Genomic DNA, 19,964 nt, shown 5'->3' on the forward strand with positions numbered 1-19,964 from the left:
TTTTGATTGCTCACTTTTGATGCTTTTAAACGCAAATTCCCTTGGTTTGCGGGTTCTTTAAGGATTTTTGGCCCCAAGTAACAAATTTGACGCAGATCAATGTAATGATCGGCCAATTGGGATAGGTAACGGTTTGTTATATTCTTAGTACAAATGTCCCACTTCTCTGGAAATATAAAAAAATCACTGGCTAACGTTCGGTTACAAAGGTGATGAGGGAACTTTCAGAGTGTTGCCATTTGAAGTTCTCGGGGGCAGAAAATAAGTGGTACATATGTGCGGGTATGTACTGCTTGTGTTTTAACGCCGGCCTTCCGATAAGGCGCGGTTAAAGGAATAGCGAATAAAATCCATGAGAGGGTCTTCATGACTAGATTCAGACAGCAAGCGCTGGTTGCAGCGCTGGCATTGGCCTCGTCGGCTCCGGCGCTTGCCACGGACAGCGTGCAACACACCAGCGAGCTTTCCGTAATGGGGGTGTACATCGAGCCAGACAGTGACCGTACCGATGAGTACGGCTCCGCAGTCCGGGTTATCTATGGTCTCCGCCTTGATCAGAACTGGTGGGTAGAGCCGCAGTTCCTGACCGGCGTGATGGAAACCGGTCAGTCGCTTGCTACTGACTACTACCATCAAGAGCTGGGTGCAGATATCAGCTATCGCCTGTTTGGCGATTCCCAGTTCACGCCGTTTGTGCTGGCGGGTGGTGGTCTTTCCCGAAACGATGTTGCCAATGACCGATCCAAGGAATTTGCCGGTTACGCCAACGTAGGCCTCGGTCTGCTCAGCTCGCCTTTCACAGAATCCGGTATGCGTCTGAGGGGAGACGCCCGGTATCTGTTCGATACCTTCTCTGATGATTACTCCGACATCCATTTCAGCTTGGGCATCACTGTGCCCCTCGGCGTCACCCGTCGCCAGATTGTTGAGAAGGTCACCGTTATTGAGCGTCCCGTAATTGTTGAATCCGAGCGTGTTGTTGAACTTGCTGACTCGGATAACGACGGCGTGGTTGATGGTGTCGATCAATGTCCGAACACCCTTGAAGGTCTGGAAGTGGACGCAGTTGGCTGCGTTAAGACCGACCAGGAGCAGAGTGTGGTTCTGCGCGGTGTCACCTTTGAGTTCAACTCTAACCGTCTGACCGCAAACGCACGGGACATCCTGAACCGGGCCGCAGATGCCCTGAAAGGCCAGGACGACCTGAACGTTGAGCTGGCGGGCCACACCGACAATGTGGGTGCTGAAGCCTACAACCAGCAACTGTCCCAGAAGCGTGCCGACGCGGTGCGTGAATACCTGTTGGAAATGGGGGTCAACGCCAGTCAGATGACTGCAGTTGGCTATGGGGAGTCACAACCGATCCGTAGCAACGACACAGAGGAAGGTCGTGAGCGGAATCGCCGTGTGGAGTTCAACGTCATCTCGCAATGACGTTGATAACAAAAAAGGTGTACACGATGAAGATGAAACTGAATTTCTCATTGATCCTGTTTGTCGCGGCATTCCTGTCGCTGGCTGGTTGTAATTCTGACGGCGGTTCTGTTGATGGTTCTGGAATTGTCGCTGGTGACGTGATCGACAACGATCTCGACAACATCGATGATGATGTTGATAACTGCGACACGGTGTATAACCCGGCGCAGACTGACTCCGACGGCGATGGCATCGGTGATGCGTGTGATGCGGATGCCGATGGTGATGGCGTTGATGGCAACCTCGACAACTGCCCGCTCGTCGCTAACCCGAACCAGTTGGATACTGACGGCGACGGTGTGGGCGATGCCTGTGACACCAATGACGACGGTGACGGTGACGGCTTCGATGACTCCGTGGATAACTGCCCGGCGGTTGCCAACCCGACCCAGACCGATACCGACAACGACGGTGCAGGCGATGCCTGTGACCCTGATGACGACGGCGATACGGTAAAAGACGCTGACGACAACTGCCCGCTGGTTGCTAACCCGGGACAGGGCGACCGCGATGGCGACGGCGTTGGTGATGCCTGTAGCACTGATGATGACGGTGATGGTGTAGACGACTCTGCAGATAACTGCCCGCTGGAGCCAAACCCTCTTCAGGAGGACAGTGACGGTGATGGCGTGGGTGACGCGTGCGAATTTATCAACGATATGGATGGCGATGGTGTGGCGAACGGCAGTGACAACTGCCCTGCTATCTCCAACCCTGACCAGACCGACACCGACAATGATGGCCGAGGCGACGCCTGCGATGGTGATATCGATGGTGACGGCGCCCTGAATGGCCTTGATAACTGCCCGTTGACTCCGAACGCTGATCAGGCGGATACCGATGGCGATGGTATCGGTGATGTCTGTGACCTGGCTGATGACACAACCTATGCCTGCGGTACTGCTGGCCAACAGTTTGTGCCACTGCTCGCACCGGCTTCGAGTGCCAGCGATACCAGCAGCGGCTGCCTGTTGTGTGACGTTGTTGACGCGGGGAACCTGGTGAATGACAACCTGGCCGATGCGGCGACCATGCAGTTGAACCTGAACCTGTTTGGCTATGCTGCTGTTCGGGCGACCAACGGATCGTTCACCTACCCGGCGAATAACGTTGTGGGTATTGCGATCTCTGATCCGGGTAATGCACTGAGCGTTGAGCTTCTGAATGGCTTTACGGTTGCGACCTACCTGGATAACGAAGTTCAAGAGTCGAACATCGACTTCCAGGGCCTGGGTCTCGATTTGGCCGGTTTGCTTGGCGACAGCGAGGTTACCTTCATGACCCTGCAGACAACCAAGCCCTTTAACGGTATCGAGCTCCGCTATGGCGCGTTGGCCAATATTCTGGCGGACGTGAGCGTACACGCAATGTGTGCGAGCCCGGTGGATATCGTGAAGTAAGTGATGAGTTGGGCGCCGGTACATAAGTTACTGGCGCCAACCCAACAAAAAACCCCGGACTTCCGGGGTTTTTTCGTTTTGGCTGACAGGGAAATCTTATCGGGAAACGGTGATGCGCTTTACCAGCCAGCCAGCCAGCCACTTCTGTTCAACAGACTGCGCTTCGGCACACAGGCCGCAGTTGGTTTTCCGGCAGGTCTGGGGATCGTGAATATGGAACCCGTTGAACGAGTCGTAGGCCGGTCGGCTTGGGCTGTTCAGGTATTGTTCCAGATGGTGGGACAGTGCTCGTTTGGCTTCAGACAGTGAGGGGTAGGGACCCAGGTCGGTCTCTTCCCTGGTCAGTACATACCAACCGATGTCCGTTTCAATAAAGCGTGCGGGCAGGTCTGTTTCGATGGTTTGCTCTTTTTGCATGGTGCGTCCTACAAGTGTCAGTCGCCAATAGGGCGGTCCGTGCAAAAAGGGGGAGACAGCGTTGGATTTACCGTTTCAGCAGGTGATGTCTGAAAACGGTCCCCTGATGACGGGGCAACCATCGACTGAAGGCCGGTTGCCCGCACAGATCGCCTGGCTGGTTTAGCAATTGAGAGCGCGTCACCGCGTGCTCTGGATCAATTACGCGTTCCTTCGATTCGCGGTGTCTAAGGTAGCCAGTGTACCACTTAGAACTGTGATTTGGGTCACATTGCGCGGCGGTAGTATGGTGATCTCGGGACCAGTTCGCAAGCCTATTTATGTCGTATTCACAAGGGTGTTGAAATGACAGGAGTTTTGCGTTGAAGCCTTGCTGCCAAAGGAATATGAAAGTTTCGTAGCTTCCTGCTTCAGGCCACCGTGACGGCTGTCAGGTGATTGTCCCAGCGTAGGGTGGGGGCCTGTAGCGGGATCAGTGCGCCCAGGTTGGCCGGAAGCTGAAAAACCGCACCAGTACCCGAGGTCAGCAGGAATCCCCGCTGACCGGCGGCCATAATCCCTGCGCAGTCGTCCACATCGTAGGTCACGGCCAGTTCCCCCGACCGGTGATTGATGACCAGCAGCTTGCCGCCGCGGGGGGCGGTAATTGCCGACAGGGGTAGGTACGGATGGACGGCGATGCTGGCGGTGTAGTTACGGAGCTGAGACTGTAGCCCATCGCCCAGGCTTAGCTCCCGGAAATCCCCGCGTTGGCTGTCAAGTCGGGCAATCAATGGAGGTGCTTGCCATTCCGGTCCCTGGAACTGGTAGCCGGCGATGACGGTGCCATCAGGGCTGACGTCCAGGTGCCGGCAACTGAGTTGTTGGTGTGACGGTTCGTGCCGTTGCAGAACGGTGCCGTCGTGGCGGTCGATCAGCAACAGGGCGGGCGACATGGTCTCAAGGTTGAGCTTGATCCTTTGATAGTCCGGATGGGTCTGGATGCCTCCGAGCGCAACCACCAGAGTGTTCCCGTCCGGGTGCATTCTTACTTCATGGGGGCCGATCCCCCCTGCCGCGAGCTGTCGGACCCTGGTGTAGCCGGTGCTGGCATCGTACACACCGATGACGCCCTGGCCTGATGGGTAATGGTTCTCGGTGGTATAGAGGTAACGCCCATCCGGGCTAAAAGCACCGTGGCCATAAAAGTGGTGGTCGGGTTCTGCGTCTATGGAGGCAAGCAGCTGACCGCTGAGGGTGTCGATCACATAGAAATGGCGCCCAGGCCGGCGGGCGAACAGCAACACCTGGCGACTGCCGGGGCGTTGGCAACCACCGTGGCAGCGGTCGCCAACGGTGACCTGGCTTCGGACTTGCCCGGCGCTGTCCAGGCCAACCAGGGTGTAGTTCCCCTCCGGGGTGTTGGCGGCACTGAACAGCAGGTGTTCTGTACCCGTGGGCTGTTGAAAGAGTGCACAACCCATCGGGGCGGAGGCAAGCGCCAGGCTAGCCATCCCTAGCCTCAGGACCTGTCGGCGAGTGGTCATGGTCAGTCTCCGTCGCTGGAATTAAAGCCTCGGATGACGCCGAGGGTGGGAGCGACGTCATCCGTCAGCACCTGTTCCAGCAGTTCCAGGTCGATATACAAGGCTTGCAGGCTGTTGTAGCCGTCACCATTGAGCAACGGAGCCATACCGTCTGGTAAATCGTCAAAATTGGACAGGGCTTCGGTCAATCGGGCTGCGAGGCGCTGTTTAATCTCACTGGCTCCAGCGGCATCGAGTTCCATGCCGAGACCAGGGCTGAACAGCGTGTCGAGGCCTTCCAGGCTGGCGCGGATGGTTTCCAGCGACAGTCCGCTCCGCCAGGCGTCGGCCTGGTAGGCGTTCCGTCGGCCATTACCACGCAGGCCCATGGGAGCCCCAAGACGCCGGTCCCGAATAACCTCGACCGCTGACATCGCTGCTTTGATGGTGGTGGCGGAGTAGTCGTCCGTTGATTCGTAGTAGCTCGCCATGTCGTACCAGCCCGCCGTCACGGTTTGTGCATTGCGCGCAATATGCTGGCTGATGGCGGTCAGCAAATCGCAGCTACGTGCCGCAGGCAGCGCCTGGTCAGACTGCAGGAAGGTAGGTTCCCAGAGCAGATACTCAAGGGCGGGGAAGCCCTGAACGGCGACACCGGCGGTGTCGATGGTGTTGACGGTCAGCTCACCGTCCTGGTGAAGCCAAAAGCTGACCTTGCTGGCGACCAGGTTCTTCGGGTCGGGCCAGAACTGGAATTGCCAAGCCAGGCTGTTTTGCTCGATCGGGCCGAAGTCAACGAAACGGACTCGTTGCCAAGACAGGAAGGCTTCTCGCCAGTTTTCCCGCAGTTTGGCCTGATTTTCGCCGGTGGGTGCCCGGCAATAGGCCGATGCCGAGTCTGCCAGGGCGTTACTGGTCTCTGAAAGCTGGGTATAACCGTGACCTATATCCTGGTGCAAGCGTGTGAGGGCTTCGTTGGCTTGACTGCTCGTGGCCGTAACAAACAGGGCCATCGCCAGCAGGTAGTGACGTAGCGGGCGGAGGCTAACTAAGCTTGGCATTGCGCGGGTCTCCGGTTACAGGGATTCAAGAAAGCGTAGCAGCGCCACACGGTCAGGCGCAGGCATTGCGCGGTAACGGTCGTTGGCGGGTTGCGCTTCTCCGCCATGCCAGATAATTGCCTCTTCCAGCGTGCGTGCCCGACCATCATGGAGAAACCCGGTTCGTGGCAGCACCGTTTGAGCCAACCCCAGGCCCCACAGGGGCGGTGTGCGCCATTCCCTGCCATCGGCCAGAAACTCTCCGCGTCCGTCAGCCAATCCTTCACCCATGTCGTGCAGTAACAGGTCGGTGTAGGGCCAGATGGTCTGATTGCTCAGTTCAGGGCGGTCTGCAACCGTGCCTGTCTGGTACCTCGGTGTGTGACACGCGGCGCATCCGCTGTCGTTGAACAGCCGGGCGCCACGACTAACTTCGGGGGTGTTGAGGTTGCGGCGCGCCGGAACGGCCAGGCTGCTGGCGTAGAAGGTGACAAAGCCCGCGACCTTGTCACTGACTTCCGGGGTGCCACCGTCGGGCAGCTGGTGACAGTTTTGGGCTTCCGTGCAGTCGGTTGCAGGGTTGAGGCTGGACGTCAGCCCCATGTCGCCAGCGAAAGCCCCCAGGCTCTGTTGATGGATATTGGGCTCTGCGGCTTTCCAGCCAAAACGGCCCAGCGCGGTGCGTTGTTCGGCCTTGTCCCAGACCTGGTTGGCCTTGCCGGAAATGCCGTCGCCGTCCTCGTCGTGGGGATCCGCGTTGGCCATCAGCGCCGCTTCTGGAATCGCCTGGAGCAGGCCCAGCCCGGTCATGGGTGGTGCCATACGTGGCGACGTGAGCAGGTTTTCAGGCAGGGGGCCATAGTTGGGGTTGTTGATATGGTAGGACGGCACGCGCAGGCTGACTTCAGTACCATCGTTCAGCGCCACCGTTCGTTCTTGCCAGGTTACCTCCAGCTCAGCCTCCGGAAGCACACCGGGAATCGCGGCGGTCTGCAGCTGGCTGCCATAGACGGGGGCCGGGAGGAAACCATGCCTCTTCAAGACTTCGGCATCCTGTTCCGGATCTGCCGGAACCGCCAGCCGTAGGAACAGTGAGACCGATGGGCCATGGTGGTCCTGAGGGTGGCCCCGACCATCCTTGATGTGGCAGCCCTGGCAGGAATTGGTGTTGAACAGCGGGCCAAGGCCATCGCGGGCGTCGGTGCTGGCCGGTGCAACTACCCAGGGGTTACGGAAGAAGCTGTTACCCACACTGAAGTCCAGCCGGCGGGTCATGGACTGGTTGGCCAGCGGCAGGGAATAGGCATTGTGATCAAACTGATGGACCGTCCCCTGGCCACCGCTGAGGTCATTGTCCTGAATGGGGTAGTCACTGGCGGCAGAGGGGCCGCTCAGCGTCAGAACGGCAGAGGCAATGAGGAGGTAACGGGAGTTCATACGGCTGGGAATCCTGGATGCGTCATGGCCTGATCAAGCGCCCCGGCCGATACCGCTGGCCAGGGGCTGTGGTTGGCAACGAGTTGCCATTGTCGGGTCAGAAGGTGTGACCAGCGTCATCTGGCTGCAGGGACTCAACGCCCACAATGCGGGCAGCCTTTTCGATGTTTGCGGTCTGGGCAACCAGCGCGGCGATGGCGTTGTTGATCAGCTCGGCGCCTGAGGTGTTGGCTGGGGCGATCATCATGTCGAACTTGGTTGGGTTGTCGCTGGCTTCCGCGGCCGCTTTGATCTGGCCCAATGCTGCCATGGACGCCTGCAGTTGCTGGGTAAGCTCCGCGTCGAGTACGGGGTTGGTCTCCGCCACCAGGGCAGACAGCGAGGGTCCGCTCAGCACGGTTCCGTCCACACGGGTGTAGGTGCCGGTGTAGACGTTCTCAATGCCTTTGCCGTTGTAATAGTGGGAGTTGTGGGTGTTATCACTGAAGCAGTCATGCTCGTCTTCGTAGGAATTGGCTTCCAGCGCGACCTTCATGCGCTCGCCGGCCAGTTCCCCAAGGGATAGGGAACCCATTCCAAACAGCATTTTCTGGAACACCTCCGTTGTGGCCATGGACGTCAGCTCATGACGGTAGTTGGTGGTCGTGCTGGGACTCCACTGAGCCACCATCCATTCCAGGTCCTGAACCAGCAGTTCGCTGGCCGCTTCCAGATAGGCGGCCCGCCGTTCGCAGTTGCCGTTGGTACAAGCATCACCTGCGGCAAAGTCGGTTGCTGAACGGTTGCCGGCGCCCGCTTCGAACCCGTTCAGATCCTGCCCCCAGAGCAGGAACTCAACGGCATGGTAGCCGGTGGCAACGTTTGCTTCGGAGCCGCCGATTTCATTAAGGTCGGCAAGGAGTTCCGGGCTCAGCGTGCTGACATCAACGGTTTGGCCGCCCACGTTGATTTCGGTGTTGGCGACAATATTTACGGTGGCGCCGTCATTGCCCAGCTCGTACTGGTAGGCGTCATTCGCGACGTAGTCAATCAACCCCTCGTCGAGCGGCCAAGCGTTCAATTGCCCTTCCCAGTCGTCAACCACGGCATTGCCAAAGCGAAATACCTCGCTTTGCTGATACGGCACGCGGGCCGCCAGCCAGGCGTTCCTGGCAGCATCGAGAGTTTCGTCACTGGGGTTTGCGATCAGGGCCTCAACGGCATTGCGGAGGTGTTGCGCGGTTGTCAGGGCATCCTGATAGGTCGCCTGAGCCAGGTCGGCGTAATGGGTGATCACGGCGGCCTGGTCGACCGGCCGGGCGGTGGTCGTTGGTTCGCTGACCGGAGCGGCCTCATTGGCGGTATTGGTTTCTTCACTGCAGGCGACAAGCAGTGTCAGGGCAGAGGTGGCGAGAAACAGGGGTTTCAGGTGTTGGCGGACGGCCATGGGGTTGCTCCGTGAAATTTATAATAAAGGCAATGCGAGTCATTGTTATTCGCAATTATAAGGTTGGCATCGTCAAATGCAACAGGGCTTGCAGTGGCAGAACTTGCCGGCGGCACTTGTCGGCACTGCGGTGATCGGGCCTAATGCGGGTCTGTCAGTTTCGGGAATAGTTCATGCTTAGCTACTTACATGCGTTTCATGCCGGCAATTACGCCGACGTTCAGAAGCACGCAGCGTTGACGCTTGCGCTGGATATGATGAAGGCCAAATCCAGTGCGATTGCCTGTTTTGATACCCATGCCGGGAGCGGTCGGTATGATTTGGCCAGCGAGCGGGCTCGCAAAACCGGGGAGGCCGATGGCGGAATCCAGCGGGTGTGGATGCAGCGCAACCGTCTGGAGTCGGCGGATTGGCAACCGATGCTCAGGGTGCTGGATGGACTCAACCAGGGAAGCGGTGCGCTTGCGTGTTACGCCGGTTCGCCAGAGTGGTTTATGCGCTCACTGCGTTCACAGGATTCGCTGACCCTGTTCGAGCTGCACTCGTCGGAAGGGGAGCAGCTGGCTTCCACTGTTAGTGGTCGCAGTGCGCGGGTTTGCCGGGAAGATGGGCTGAAGGGGCTGCTCAAGGCCCTTCCGCCCAAGGCTCCTCGGTTGCTGGTATTGATGGACCCGTCCTACGAGATCAAACAGGACTACGGGGCGGTTGCCCAGACGCTGGAAAAAGCCTGGCGGCTTTGCCGTCATGGTGTGTTTCTGGTGTGGTACCCGATACTGACCGATGGCCATGAACGCACACTGCTGGAGGCCATGCGTGGTGGTGCCGTGCGCAAGGTGTTACGCAATGAAGTGCGTCTGACCCATCCACCGGCAAGGGGGATGGTGGGCACCGGAATGTTGGTGGTAAACCCGCCCTGGCAGTTTGCCGAGCGCCTTGAGACGATGCTGGCTGAGGTCTGTACGCCAGAGTGTCTGGACGCCACAATGTCACAGGACTGGCTGGTGCCTGAGTAACCAGAGGCGGGCCGCACAGCACACATTCAGGCAGGGATGGAAAGGAGAGAACGATTGGCGGATACGCAGCAAGGGGAAGCTCAGGCGTCTCTGATACAGGAGAGCCTGACACCGGAAAGCCTGATACCGCTTGGCCAGTGGCAGGCCCCGGCCGCAACGGTTCAACGTACTCTGAGGGAGGCGCTCAGTGCTCTGTTCGGGTATGTCCGGGAGGCATTCAGGGGCAGCACTTCAACCTTTGAAGTGGAGCCGGATATCGAGTCCCTGTCTCCCTACCAGTTGCGCCGCTTTGCCCCGGAGCCAGATCGCCAGTGGCGGGCAGAGCGCCTGGGGGCTTCGCTTGATCAGCACTGGGAGCAAAACGGTGGAGGGGCACCAGGCTCGGTGACGTGCCTTGTGTCGCCGCCTCACTCCGGCATTGCCCAAAGCCTGGCTATCATCGCTGAAGCGCGCCAGTGGCGGGTGATTCAGCCGCCGGAAGACCTGCTGCTGACGATCCCCGAAGCCGAGGCGTGGTGGGATGAACAGGCGTTGGAAGAGGGGCCTTGGGTGATACCGGAGCTGGCTCGCTTCTGGCTGAGACACCGCTCGGGGTTGGCGCTGTTGACGGTTCTGTTTGGCCGCTTGTCGGTAACACCTCGGAACCCGGGGCTAATTGGCTGCAGTAGCTGGTGCTGGAACTTCTGGGTTCGTTATCTTCCGGGGCTCTCGCTGGTGCCCCAAACGCTCCCTGCAATGACATCTGACAAACTGGATGTCTGGCTGGCGGCTCTGCCGGGCAACCGTCCGACCTCGGCGCTTCGGGTTCGCAAGACCAACAACGGCCATTGGGTCATGACCGGTGGCGCTGACATTAATGGCGGTAAGCGCAGTGACCTGTTAAAGGACCTGTCTGCGATGGCCCGGGGCAACCCTGGGGTGGCGTTGGCCATCTGGCGGAAGTCCCTTCGTGCAAAGCCTGATGAATCCCTGCCGGAAGATAAAGAGGATGAGGCGTCGGCGAGTCAGCCCGGGGATAGACAGTGTTGGGTGTTCCCGCTAGAACAGCTGACATTGCCACTGGTGCCCTCAGGCGCCACCCGTGATACTACCGGGGTACTCCATGCGCTACTGTTGCATGAGGGTCTGGATGAAACGGCCTTGGCGTTGGTGTTGCCGGCGACGCAAGTAGGGCTGAGGGTGGTTTTACAGGGCCTGGAACGCAGCGAGCTGATTCAACGGCAGGACGATCGTTGGCAGGTGTCGCCCCTGGCTTACCCCTCGGTACGGCGCACGCTGTTGGGATCGGGCTATCCGGTCGATGGTTTCTAGGATGACGGCTTTCCAGCGGGTAGACCCTAAGGTGGAGTAATGGATGATTTTGGCCTGAAAGTTAAGGATGCGCTGTCGTCGCTGACATCGGAATCGGTGTTTTCGGCTTTGGCGCTGGTGCTGGTCGCGTCCCTGCTGATCATGGCGATTCAGGCGGTGATGCCACGGCTGGCCCAGAAAGTCGGCGGCAAACCCCGCTACTACATCCTGGCATCGGTGCCATTGCTGCGGTTGCTGATCATTGTGGTCACTATTGTCCTGGTGGTGCCCACATTGGTGGAACCTACGGTGAGCAACATGGTGGCGATCTTCGGCACCCTGGGGCTGGCACTGGGTTTTGCCTTCAAGGACTACGTGAACAGCCTGATTGCCGGTATTGTCACCCTCTATGAGATGCCCTACCGGCCGGGGGACTGGATCGAAATTGGCGGGCATTACGGTGAAGTCAAACGGATTGGTGCCCGCGCTGCTGAAATCCTCACGCCAGACGATACCACTGTGATCATTCCCCATGGTCAGCTGTGGAACGCGCTGATTGCAAACAGCAATGACGGTACCGACAACCTGATGTGTGTGGCCCGCTTCTGCCTGGAGCCCAACCATAACGTTAACCGGGTGCGCGAGCTGTTGCGAGATGTTGCCTATACCAGTCCCTTGATCAAGAGCTGGTTGCCGGTCAAAGTTGTCGTCAGCAATTCCCCTTATGGCATGACCTACCGGGTGAAAGCGTATCCTCTGGCGCCCCGGGATCAGTTTGAGTTCACCAGTGACCTGACGGCCCGGGGGGCGGAAGCCCTGGCTGAGGCCGGGGTGAAATTCGTAACGGCACCGGCGCTGGCAGAATAGCCGCTCAGCGCCAGTTCCCACACAGGTTGATTCCATGAAAAACCAGAGTCATGCCATGCTCTATGGGCTTGGCGCAGTTTTCCTTTGGTCCACAGTGGCGACGGCCTTCAAGCTTGCACTGGCCGACCTTTCCCCCTTGCAGATGCTGGTGATTGCCTGCGCCGCCTCGCTGGCGGTTCTGGCTGTGGTGTTGACCCTGCAGGGGCGTTGGCACCTGGTTGGAGCAGTGTCGAAACGGCAGTGGTTGCAGTCGCTTGGTATGGGCCTGATTAATCCCGGGGTGTACTACGTACTGCTGTTTGAGGCCTATGACCGTTTGCCGGCCCAGGAAGCGCAGCCACTGAACTACACCTGGGCGTTGGTGTTGGCGTATTTGTCGGTGCCTTTCCTTGGTCAGAAGTTACGGGTAGCGGACATTGTTGCTGGCCTGATCTGTTACTCCGGCGTTGTTGTTATCGCGACCCGGGGTGAGGTGTTGTCCCTGCGATTTTCTGATCCGGTGGGGGTAGGGCTGGCCTTGGCCAGTACCGTGGTTTGGGCCAGCTATTGGATTGTCGCTACCCGCGACCGCCGTGACCCGGTGGTGGGGCTGTTCCTGAACTTCCTGTTTGGCCTGCCGGCAGTGGCGCTGGTGTGTGGACTGACGGACGGGTTTGGTTTTGCCTTGGGAAGCAGTGTTGCCAGTGCGGTTTATGTGGGCGTGTTTGAGATGGGGCTGGCCTTTGTGCTTTGGTCTCTGGCGATGAAAAAGGCGGAGCAGACCGCCCGGGTCAGTAACCTGATCTTTATTTCCCCGTTCCTGTCGCTAGTGTTCATCTACTTTATTCTGGGCGAGCGCATTATGCCGTCCACCTACATCGGCCTGGTGCTGATCATGTCGGGGCTTTGGGTGCAGCAACTCAAAACCCGTTCCCGGATGGCGGGTGCTGCATCGTGAAGGCCTGGTCCCTGTACCTGGTGCGTACCGCCAAAGGTGCCTTGTACACCGGGATTACCACGGATGTTGAACGGCGGTTTGGCGAGCATCAGGCGGGGCGGGGCGCCCGGGCATTACGGGGCAAAGGTCCTCTGGATCTGGCCTTTGCGGTGGAAGTGGGCGAACGGCGTCTGGCTGCACAGCTGGAGTGGAAGGTTAAGCAGTGGCCCAAGGCGCAGAAGGAAGCGCTGGTCCGTGGCGAGTTTCCCCTGCCAGATGTAGATCCGGCCGGGGAAACGACGCCTGATGACGTCAGTTGCTGAGAGAGGGCATCGAGGCAGGCGTCGTCATAGCGCCATGCATCTCCGGATGTGTTCCCCTGCCGTTTGAACCGCGTCGGTGGCCCGGGCTAACTGTCCGGCGTGCACCTGAAAGACATGCCAGAGGCTGTTGTAGACTTCCAGTTGCACCTGGGCGCCCTGTCGCCGTGCCTTGGCGGCGAGCCGTTCGGAGTCGTTGAGGAGGATTTCTTCACTGCCCACCTGGATCAGCATTGGAGGCAGCCCTGACAGATCGCCGTAGATGGGCGAAATGTAGGGGCTCGTCAGCGGTTCGTTGCCACGGTAGAGGCTCGCGGCTTTATCAATCCAGGCTTGAGGAATGACTGGTTCTGAGGCCGGGGCGGCAAGTTCACTGTGGGTGAGGTCGGTCCAGGGTGAGAACAGAGTCAGCGAGGTTGGCTGGGGCAGCTGCTCATCCCGCAGCCGCATGGCCAGGGCGAGTGTCAGGCCGCCACCCGCCGAATCACCGGCTATGGCGATGTGTTCTGGTTGGTAACCTTGATCGAGAAGTGCGCGGTAGGTGGCAACCGCATCGTCCAGGGCCGCGGGGTATGGGTTTTCCGGAGCCAGCCGGTAATCTGGTGTGTAGACCACTGCGCCGCTGGCTTTTGCCAGGTGTCCTGTCAGGCCTTGGTGAGTCTGTGGCGATCCTATGATGTAAGCGCCACCGTGAAAATAGAGAACCGCGCGCTTGCCTGGCTTGCCGTAGCTGGCTTTCACCGTGGGAACACCGCCCAAGCGGGTATTTTCAAATCGACAACCCCGGGGTGGAATGGAGCTGCGGTAGGCCTGCCGCGTCAGTGTACGTTGGACGGGGATCGGCACCAGGGGGCTCAGGACCGGCTTGACCAGGCGTTGCATGGTTTGCCGCAGGCCCGTTGCCAGGGCTGACTGGAGCATCCGAAGTCTCCTTTTCTATTATTGGATGGTTGGTCGGAACTGACGCCAGCATAGTGAACTTTGTATGCAGGGCCAATGGTTACAGTGACGCTGTGGTTGAGGCTGTGCAGTGTGCGACACGTTTCTTTTCAATTTCAGAGGCCATTCGGTGGCCGGGGTGTGCTAACCTTTCGGTACCTCGTATGAACCCCAGTAAGCAGGCAGCTAGACCCACGTGTATTGGAAGACCGACAATATCGAAATCCCGCATTGGAATCGTGATTCCCTGCTGGGTAAGTTAAGGCCTTTCGCGGCGGATATGGCCGCTGATCTGTCTGAAGAGGCAATTGCCTACTGCCGTTACTACGGCCTCGACCTGTGGCTGGAACACCCCGACGTAAGCTATCGCCAAGGCTATCTCACCGCTGGGGAACACCAGGTCGTGCTGCATTACTACCGCTTGCCCGAGTCACCCGAGAGCAAGGGAACCGTGTTCATTATGCACGGCTATTTTGACCATGTTGGCCTCTACAGCCAGCTGATTGACCGCTGCCTGGGCGCTGGCTTTGATGTGCTGGCCTATGATCAGCCGGGGCATGGTCTATCCAGTGGTACGCCCGCCGCCATTGGCAGCTTTATGGAGTATCAGGCGGTACTGTGTGATGTGATGGCAAGGGTGCGGGGGCAGGTACGTGGCCCCTGGTTTGCGGTGGGGCAAAGTACCGGTGGTGCCATCCTGATTGACTACCTGCTGTCCAATCACCACAGTCAGGACTCGTCGGCGTTCGAGAAGGTGGTGCTGCTGGCTCCCCTGGTCAGGCCGATGGGTTGGCTGGGTGCGAAAGTGCTGCACAGTATGCTTCGGCCTTTTATTAAACGCTGGCGTCGCCTGTTTTCAGAAAACAGCGGAAACAGCCGTTTTTTGCGATTTCTTCGTGAACATGATCCCTTACAGGCCCGTGCTGTGCATGTAGACTGGGTGAGCGCCCTGCGTTTGTGGGTGCCCCATATCGAATCCTGCCGTCCGGTGGATTTTCCGGTCACGGTGGTGCAGGGGGAAAAAGACCTGACGGTGGATTGGCAGCACAACCTCCGAATCCTGAGAAACAAGTTTGCCTCAGTCAATGAAATCCGGATTCCCGATGGCCGTCATCATCTGGTCAACGAAGCCCAGGACCTGCAGGCAACCGTTTTTAACAGCATTATCGACACCTTTTCTGGCAACCTGGGGCCAAAAACATACTCCAAGGCATCCTGAACCCCCGGTGGTCGACGATCAGCTTTCCTTTTGAGGCAGCTTTTCGGTATGAATGACCAACATGTTGTGTATTACCAAGATGTAAGGGAACGGCCATATACCGGCAAGCTGGTAAACGGCATAAATGAACGATAAGCAATCTATTGTGCAGAGGTATCTTGTGAAGAAAACGATTCTGGCAGTCACAGTGGCAGCAACCCTGAGCGGTTGTATGACGTACGATCCATACACCGGTGAGGAGCAGGTCTCCAGTGCCACCACTGGCTCTATTATTGGCGCGATCGGTGGTGCGGCCATTGGTGCGGCTACTTCCAGCAGCAGCGACCGTGGTAAGGGTGCCTTGATTGGTGCGGCTGCTGGTGGCGCCCTCGGTGGCGGTATCGGTTACTACATGGATCGCCAAGAAGCTGAGCTGCGTCAGAAGCTGGAAGGCACCGGAGTGCGGGTGGTTCGTAACGGCGACCAGATCAACCTGGTTATGCCTGGCAACATCACGTTCGATGTGAGCCAGTCCACCATCAAGCCGTCATTCAGCGGTGTGCTGGAGTCTGTTGGCCTGGTACTGAAAGAGTTCGACAAAACTGCAATCAACATTGCGGGCTACACCGACAGCACTGGTTCCCTGAACTACAACCAGCTGCTGAGCGAGCGTCGTGCTGGCTCCGTGCGTGACTTCCTGTTGGCACAGGGTATTGAGCCGGCCCGTACCCGTGCTGTCGGTTACGGTCCTCGTAACCCGATTGCCACCAACGACACCGCTGCTGGTCGTGAGCAGAACCGTCGTGTTGAGCTGAGCCTGATTCCTTACCAGCAGTAATTCTTGCTGGTTGGACTGAAACCCCCCGGTAGCAATGCCGGGGGTTTTCTTTTGCCCATAAAAAAAGGTCGCCCCTCGAGAGGGGCGGCCTTTTCTGTTCGGGGCTGTTCGCTTAGAACAGGACCCGACAGCGGATGGTGCCTTTGACGGACTTCAGTTTCTCAAGGGCCAGCTCGCTGTATTCCTTGTCTACGTCAATCACCACATAACCAATGTCTTCCTTGGTTTGCAGGTATTGGCCGCAGATGTTGATGCCGTTCTCAGAGAACACCTGGTTGATCTCAGACATGACGCCCGGCACGTTCTCGTGGATGTGCAGCAGGCGGTGCTGATTCGGGTGAGAAGGCAGGGCAACTTCCGGGAAGTTAACAGACGATACGGAAGTACCGTTGTCACTGTACATGGACAGCTTCTCGCCGACTTCGCGGCCAATGTTTTCCTGGGCTTCGATGGTGGAGCCACCGATGTGCGGGGTCAGGATGACATTGTCGAACTCGCGCAGCGGAGATACGAATTCTTCGTCGTTACCCTTCGGCTCGACCGGGAACACGTCTACAGCCGCGCCCAGCAGCTTGCCACTCTGGATGGCTTCGGCGAGGGCGTCGATGTCTACCACAGTGCCGCGGGAAGCGTTCATCAGAATGCTACCAGGCTTCATCTGTGCAAACTGCTCGGCACCAAACATGTACTTGGTGGCCGGGGTTTCCGGTACGTGGAGGCTGACCACGTCTGCCAGGTTCAGCAGTTCGTGTAGGGTGCCGACCTGGGTGGCGTTGCCCAGTGGCAGCTTGGAAACCACGTCGTAGAAGTACACGTCCATGCCCAGGGCTTCAGCCAGGACGCTGAACTGGGTGCCGATGCTGCCGTAGCCGATAATACCGAGCTTCTTGCCGCGGATTTCGTAGCTGTTCTTGGCAGACTTAATCCATTCGCCACGGTGCGCTTTGGCACTCTTCTCGGGAACGCCGCGCAGCAACAGGATGGCCTGGGCCAGCACCAGCTCGGCCACGCTACGGGTGTTGGAATAGGGGGCGTTGAATACCGCAACACCACGACGGGTAGCTGCTTTCAGGTCCACCTGGTTTGTACCGATACAGAAGCAACCCACGGCCACCAGCTTCTTGGCGGCTTCAAATACCCGCTCAGTGAGCTGGGTTCTCGAACGAATACCAACGAAATGGGCATCGGCGATCTTTTCGATCAGATCGTCCTCTGCCAGCGAGTGCGTCAGGTACTCGATGTTGGTGTAGCCTGCGGCATTGAGGGTATCAATAGCGGATTGATGCACGCCTTCCAGCAGCAGGATCCGGATTTTGCTCTTTTCGAGAGACGTATTTGACATGGGCTTGCTTCCAGACCTTTCGTCGCGTCGTATGACCGTAATGTCACCTGTAAAACCCGCCAGATAGTGACAGGCTCACAGAACAGGGGCGGTATGATACCATAAACGCAAATTTTCACAGCGCGTCAGATGACCTGAAACAACTCAGGGATTCAATGGCCCGCCAAACCTTTTACAGAGAACGAATCCCGCATGAACGCCGAACAGATCATTGCCACTTTGAAGACCCTTGTGGACGATGGCAAAGTCCTGACTGACCCTTCCGATCTCGATACTTACGGAAAAGACTGGACCAAGATCTACCCGCCCAAGCCTCTGGCCATCGTGTTCCCGAAAACCACGGAGCAGGTCCAGGCCTTGGTGCGGTTCGCCAATGAAAACCAGGTTGCCCTGGTGCCTTCCGGCGGTCGTACCGGGCTCAGCGCCGGTGCCGTGGCGGCCAATGGTGAAGTGGTTGTGGCGTTCGACTACATGAATCAGGTCGTTGAGTTCAATGCCAGTGATCGCACGGTTCGCTGCCAGGCGGGGGTGATTACTGAGCAATTGCAGAACTTCGCCGAAGAAAACGGCCTCTATTACCCTGTGGACTTTGCTTCCGCCGGCTCCAGTCAGCTGGGTGGCAACCTTTCCACCAATGCCGGTGGTATCAAGGTGATCCGGTATGGCATGAGCCGGGACTGGGTGGCAGGCCTTAAGGTTGTCACGGGTAAAGGCGATATCCTGGACCTCAACAAGGATCTGGAAAAGAACAACACCGGGTACGACCTGCGTCACCTGTTCATTGGCGCTGAAGGCACGCTGGGCTTTATTACTGAAGCGACCATGAAACTGTGCCGCAAGCCAGACAATCTGACGGTTCTGGTTCTGGGGCTGAACGATCTCACCAATACCATGGATGTGCTGCAGTCGTTCCAGAAGCAGATCGATCTGACTGCGTATGAGTTTTTCTCCCACCAGGCAATGCAGCATGTTCTGGCCCACGGCCAGGTGCAGGCACCGTTTGAAACTGAGGCGCCTTACTATGCGTTGCTGGAGTTCGAGGCGACCTCCGACCAGGTCATGGACGATGCCATGGCGCTGTTTGAACAGTGTGTAGAGAATGGCTGGGTACTGGATGGCGTGATCAGCCAGAGCGAGACGCAGGCCCAGAACCTGTGGCAGTTGCGGGAACGGATCTCTGAATCCATTGCACCACGAACTCCCTACAAGAATGACATCTCCGTGGTGGTGTCCAAGGTCCCCGGGTTCCTGACCGAGATTGATGCGGTAGTGACCGAGCATTACCCGGACTTTGAAATCATCTGGTTCGGCCACATCGGCGATGGCAACCTGCACCTGAACATTCTCAAGCCAGAAGATATGGCCAATGAGGACTTCTTCGAGAAATGCCAGCAGGTGAACAAGTGGGTCTTCGAGATTGTCGAGCGCTACGAAGGCAGTGTGTCTGCTGAGCACGGCGTGGGCATGACCAAGAAGCCTTACCTGCAATACACCCGTAGCGAGGCGGAAATGGCCTACCTGCGTGGTATCAAACAGGTGTTTGACCCCAACGGCATTATGAACCCGGGTAAAATTTTCGACTGATGAAAGATCACATCGTAGTTCTGACTGGCGCGGGTATCAGCGCCGAGAGTGGCCTCTCTACGTTCCGCGACAATGGCGGGCTGTGGGAGGAACACAGTGTCTACGATGTGGCGACCCCGGAAGCGTTCGAACGTAACCCGGAGCTGGTGCTCCGGTTCTACAACGACCGCCGCCGTCAGCTGGCTGAGGTGGCGCCCAACCGGGCTCACGAGTTGCTGGCGGAACTTGAGAAGACCTACCGGGTGACAATCATCACCCAGAACGTCGATAACCTGCACGAGCGCGGCGGTTCCAGCCGCGTGATCCACCTCCATGGTGAACTCACCAAAGCCCGCAGTACCCGCAACCCCGCTACCATCTACGACATTGACTATCGTCCGATCGAGCTGGGTGATACCTGCGAACATGGCAGTCAGCTCCGCCCCCATATTGTCTGGTTCGGGGAGGATGTGCCGATGATTGAGGTGGCCGCTGAGGTGGCACGCACCGCGGACCACCTGCTGATTGTCGGCACCTCGCTGCAGGTCTACCCCGCTGCCGGTCTGGTCCATGAGGTGGACTTCGATGTGCCGGTGACGGTGATTGATCCCGGTGAGCCGGCTACGGTTTCCCGGGCCAGGGTGATCCGCAAGGGCGCCTGCGAAGGTGTTGCCGAGTGGGTCTCTGATTTGGGTAAGTTTTAGACCGTGGTGAAGGTCCTTGAGCGGGGCTGTCATACTCCACCGCATTGAAGGTACTTCCTGTACCTGCAATGCTACCGGGACGTCCATGTCCCTGCTCCGTATGACAGCCCCGCCCAAGGACCCAGAGTCTGTTCGGGCCTGAATCTCCCCTGTTTAGACATACAGAGTGTTCGTTTGAAGAGATAGTGCCGATGCTTGTAAGTGGTCGGTGGTGGGCCTTCCGTAGCAGCGGCATGGATGCCGCGGTCTCCGACAGGTACAGGACGTACCTTA

The 19,964-nt window shown here is 58.3% G+C and carries 18 protein-coding genes; 11 read left to right on the forward strand and 7 right to left on the reverse strand.

What is annotated here, in order from left to right; genetic code table 11:
- Positions 1 to 366: 366 nt before the first annotated feature.
- Positions 367 to 1,434 (forward strand): OmpA family protein, encoded by a 1,068-nt coding sequence (locus BMZ67_RS11455; protein ID WP_092022709.1) that lies wholly within the window; start codon positions 367 to 369, stop codon positions 1,432 to 1,434.
- A gap of 26 nt (positions 1,435 to 1,460) precedes the next feature.
- Positions 1,461 to 2,876: a thrombospondin type 3 repeat-containing protein gene (locus tag BMZ67_RS11460; protein ID WP_217642492.1), complete on the forward strand. Its 1,416-nt coding sequence runs from the start codon at positions 1,461 to 1,463 to the stop codon at positions 2,874 to 2,876.
- Positions 2,877 to 2,972: 96 nt separating this feature from the next.
- On the opposite strand, the gene BMZ67_RS11465 is transcribed toward BMZ67_RS11460, so the two are convergent.
- The 5 genes from BMZ67_RS11465 to BMZ67_RS11485 form a co-directional block, all read right to left on the reverse strand.
- On the reverse strand, positions 2,973 to 3,293 hold the full coding sequence (locus tag BMZ67_RS11465) for a DUF6316 family protein (RefSeq protein WP_092022713.1): 321 nt from the start codon (positions 3,291 to 3,293) through the stop codon (positions 2,973 to 2,975).
- Between the two features lie 410 nt (positions 3,294 to 3,703).
- Positions 3,704 to 4,819 carry a DUF1513 domain-containing protein gene (locus BMZ67_RS11470; protein WP_092022715.1) on the reverse strand — a complete coding sequence of 372 codons (1,116 nt, stop codon included), beginning with the start codon at positions 4,817 to 4,819 and terminating at the stop codon, positions 3,704 to 3,706.
- A 2-nt stretch (positions 4,820 to 4,821) separates the two neighbouring features.
- Entirely contained in the window at positions 4,822 to 5,859 is a 1,038-nt protein-coding gene (locus tag BMZ67_RS11475) for an imelysin family protein (RefSeq protein WP_092022717.1), read from the reverse strand.
- A gap of 15 nt (positions 5,860 to 5,874) precedes the next feature.
- Complete coding sequence (locus BMZ67_RS11480; protein ID WP_092022719.1) at positions 5,875 to 7,275, reverse strand: di-heme oxidoreductase family protein; 1,401 nt, start codon at positions 7,273 to 7,275, stop codon at positions 5,875 to 5,877.
- Positions 7,276 to 7,372: 97 nt separating this feature from the next.
- Positions 7,373 to 8,701, reverse strand: coding sequence for an imelysin family protein (locus tag BMZ67_RS11485; protein WP_092022721.1), 1,329 nt, complete (start codon positions 8,699 to 8,701; stop codon positions 7,373 to 7,375).
- Between the two features lie 173 nt (positions 8,702 to 8,874).
- Here BMZ67_RS11485 and BMZ67_RS11490 point away from each other — a divergent pair, with 173 nt between their 5' ends.
- Genes BMZ67_RS11490 through BMZ67_RS11510 form a run of 5 tightly spaced genes read left to right on the forward strand, consistent with a single transcriptional unit; the run spans position 8,875 to position 13,110 of the window.
- On the forward strand, positions 8,875 to 9,714 hold the full coding sequence (locus BMZ67_RS11490) for a 23S rRNA (adenine(2030)-N(6))-methyltransferase RlmJ (protein WP_092022723.1): 840 nt from the start codon (positions 8,875 to 8,877) through the stop codon (positions 9,712 to 9,714).
- Between the two features lie 54 nt (positions 9,715 to 9,768).
- On the forward strand, positions 9,769 to 11,025 hold the full coding sequence (locus BMZ67_RS11495; RefSeq protein WP_092022725.1) for a hypothetical protein: 1,257 nt from the start codon (positions 9,769 to 9,771) through the stop codon (positions 11,023 to 11,025).
- A 39-nt stretch (positions 11,026 to 11,064) separates the two neighbouring features.
- Entirely contained in the window at positions 11,065 to 11,871 is an 807-nt protein-coding gene (locus tag BMZ67_RS11500) for a mechanosensitive ion channel family protein (RefSeq protein ID WP_092022727.1), read from the forward strand.
- Positions 11,872 to 11,905: 34 nt separating this feature from the next.
- Positions 11,906 to 12,808: a DMT family transporter gene (locus tag BMZ67_RS11505; RefSeq protein ID WP_092022729.1), complete on the forward strand. Its 903-nt coding sequence runs from the start codon at positions 11,906 to 11,908 to the stop codon at positions 12,806 to 12,808.
- Positions 12,802 to 13,110: a GIY-YIG nuclease family protein gene (locus tag BMZ67_RS11510; protein ID WP_281246613.1), complete on the forward strand. Its 309-nt coding sequence runs from the start codon at positions 12,802 to 12,804 to the stop codon at positions 13,108 to 13,110. Before BMZ67_RS11505 ends, BMZ67_RS11510 begins: the two co-directional genes overlap by 7 nt.
- 24 nt (positions 13,111 to 13,134) lie before the next feature.
- On the opposite strand, the gene BMZ67_RS11515 is transcribed toward BMZ67_RS11510, so the two are convergent.
- The gene (locus BMZ67_RS11515; RefSeq protein WP_092022733.1) at positions 13,135 to 14,028 is read right to left on the reverse strand and encodes an alpha/beta hydrolase; all 894 of its coding nucleotides are present in this window, start codon (positions 14,026 to 14,028) and stop codon (positions 13,135 to 13,137) included.
- A gap of 214 nt (positions 14,029 to 14,242) precedes the next feature.
- Here BMZ67_RS11515 and BMZ67_RS11520 point away from each other — a divergent pair, with 214 nt between their 5' ends.
- Both BMZ67_RS11520 and BMZ67_RS11525 read left to right on the forward strand, forming a co-directional pair.
- On the forward strand, positions 14,243 to 15,265 hold the full coding sequence (locus BMZ67_RS11520; RefSeq protein WP_092022735.1) for an alpha/beta hydrolase: 1,023 nt from the start codon (positions 14,243 to 14,245) through the stop codon (positions 15,263 to 15,265).
- Positions 15,266 to 15,425: 160 nt separating this feature from the next.
- Positions 15,426 to 16,082, forward strand: a complete 657-nt coding sequence (locus BMZ67_RS11525; RefSeq protein ID WP_092023264.1) for a YiaD family glycine zipper/OmpA-like lipoprotein — start codon at positions 15,426 to 15,428, stop codon at positions 16,080 to 16,082.
- A 112-nt stretch (positions 16,083 to 16,194) separates the two neighbouring features.
- Here the strand turns inward: BMZ67_RS11525 and serA are convergent, their stop codons facing one another.
- Positions 16,195 to 17,424: a phosphoglycerate dehydrogenase gene (gene serA, locus BMZ67_RS11530; protein ID WP_092022737.1), complete on the reverse strand. Its 1,230-nt coding sequence runs from the start codon at positions 17,422 to 17,424 to the stop codon at positions 16,195 to 16,197.
- A gap of 192 nt (positions 17,425 to 17,616) precedes the next feature.
- Between serA and BMZ67_RS11535 the strand changes: the two genes are divergently transcribed.
- The gene (locus tag BMZ67_RS11535) at positions 17,617 to 19,008 is read left to right on the forward strand and encodes an FAD-binding oxidoreductase (RefSeq protein WP_092022739.1); all 1,392 of its coding nucleotides are present in this window, start codon (positions 17,617 to 17,619) and stop codon (positions 19,006 to 19,008) included.
- Positions 19,008 to 19,691 (forward strand): SIR2 family NAD-dependent protein deacylase, encoded by a 684-nt coding sequence (locus BMZ67_RS11540; RefSeq protein ID WP_092022741.1) that lies wholly within the window; start codon positions 19,008 to 19,010, stop codon positions 19,689 to 19,691. Before BMZ67_RS11535 ends, BMZ67_RS11540 begins: the two co-directional genes overlap by 1 nt.
- Positions 19,692 to 19,964: the final 273 nt, after the last annotated feature.

This window comes from Marinobacter zhejiangensis, from assembly GCF_900114775.1.
GTDB lineage: Bacteria > Pseudomonadota > Gammaproteobacteria > Pseudomonadales > Oleiphilaceae > Marinobacter > Marinobacter zhejiangensis.

Bases quoted from the DNA above. Each gene is read 5' to 3' on its own strand.
- BMZ67_RS11465 (WP_092022713.1), bottom strand. From the start codon at position 3,293: ATGCAAAAAGAGCAAACCATCGAAACAGACCTGCCCGCACGCTTTATT.
- BMZ67_RS11535 (WP_092022739.1), top strand. From the start codon at position 17,617: ATGAACGCCGAACAGATCATTGCCACTTTGAAGACCCTTGTGGACGAT.
- BMZ67_RS11500 (WP_092022727.1), top strand. From the start codon at position 11,065: ATGGATGATTTTGGCCTGAAAGTTAAGGATGCGCTGTCGTCGCTGACA.
- BMZ67_RS11490 (WP_092022723.1), top strand. From the start codon at position 8,875: ATGCTTAGCTACTTACATGCGTTTCATGCCGGCAATTACGCCGACGTT.
- BMZ67_RS11515 (WP_092022733.1), bottom strand. From the start codon at position 14,028: ATGCTCCAGTCAGCCCTGGCAACGGGCCTGCGGCAAACCATGCAACGC.
- serA (WP_092022737.1), bottom strand. From the start codon at position 17,424: ATGTCAAATACGTCTCTCGAAAAGAGCAAAATCCGGATCCTGCTGCTG.
- BMZ67_RS11460 (WP_217642492.1), top strand. From the start codon at position 1,461: ATGAAGATGAAACTGAATTTCTCATTGATCCTGTTTGTCGCGGCATTC.
- BMZ67_RS11540 (WP_092022741.1), top strand. From the start codon at position 19,008: ATGAAAGATCACATCGTAGTTCTGACTGGCGCGGGTATCAGCGCCGAG.
- BMZ67_RS11480 (WP_092022719.1), bottom strand. From the start codon at position 7,275: ATGAACTCCCGTTACCTCCTCATTGCCTCTGCCGTTCTGACGCTGAGC.
- BMZ67_RS11505 (WP_092022729.1), top strand. From the start codon at position 11,906: ATGAAAAACCAGAGTCATGCCATGCTCTATGGGCTTGGCGCAGTTTTC.
- BMZ67_RS11470 (WP_092022715.1), bottom strand. From the start codon at position 4,819: ATGACCACTCGCCGACAGGTCCTGAGGCTAGGGATGGCTAGCCTGGCG.
- BMZ67_RS11485 (WP_092022721.1), bottom strand. From the start codon at position 8,701: ATGGCCGTCCGCCAACACCTGAAACCCCTGTTTCTCGCCACCTCTGCC.
- BMZ67_RS11455 (WP_092022709.1), top strand. From the start codon at position 367: ATGACTAGATTCAGACAGCAAGCGCTGGTTGCAGCGCTGGCATTGGCC.
- BMZ67_RS11475 (WP_092022717.1), bottom strand. From the start codon at position 5,859: ATGCCAAGCTTAGTTAGCCTCCGCCCGCTACGTCACTACCTGCTGGCG.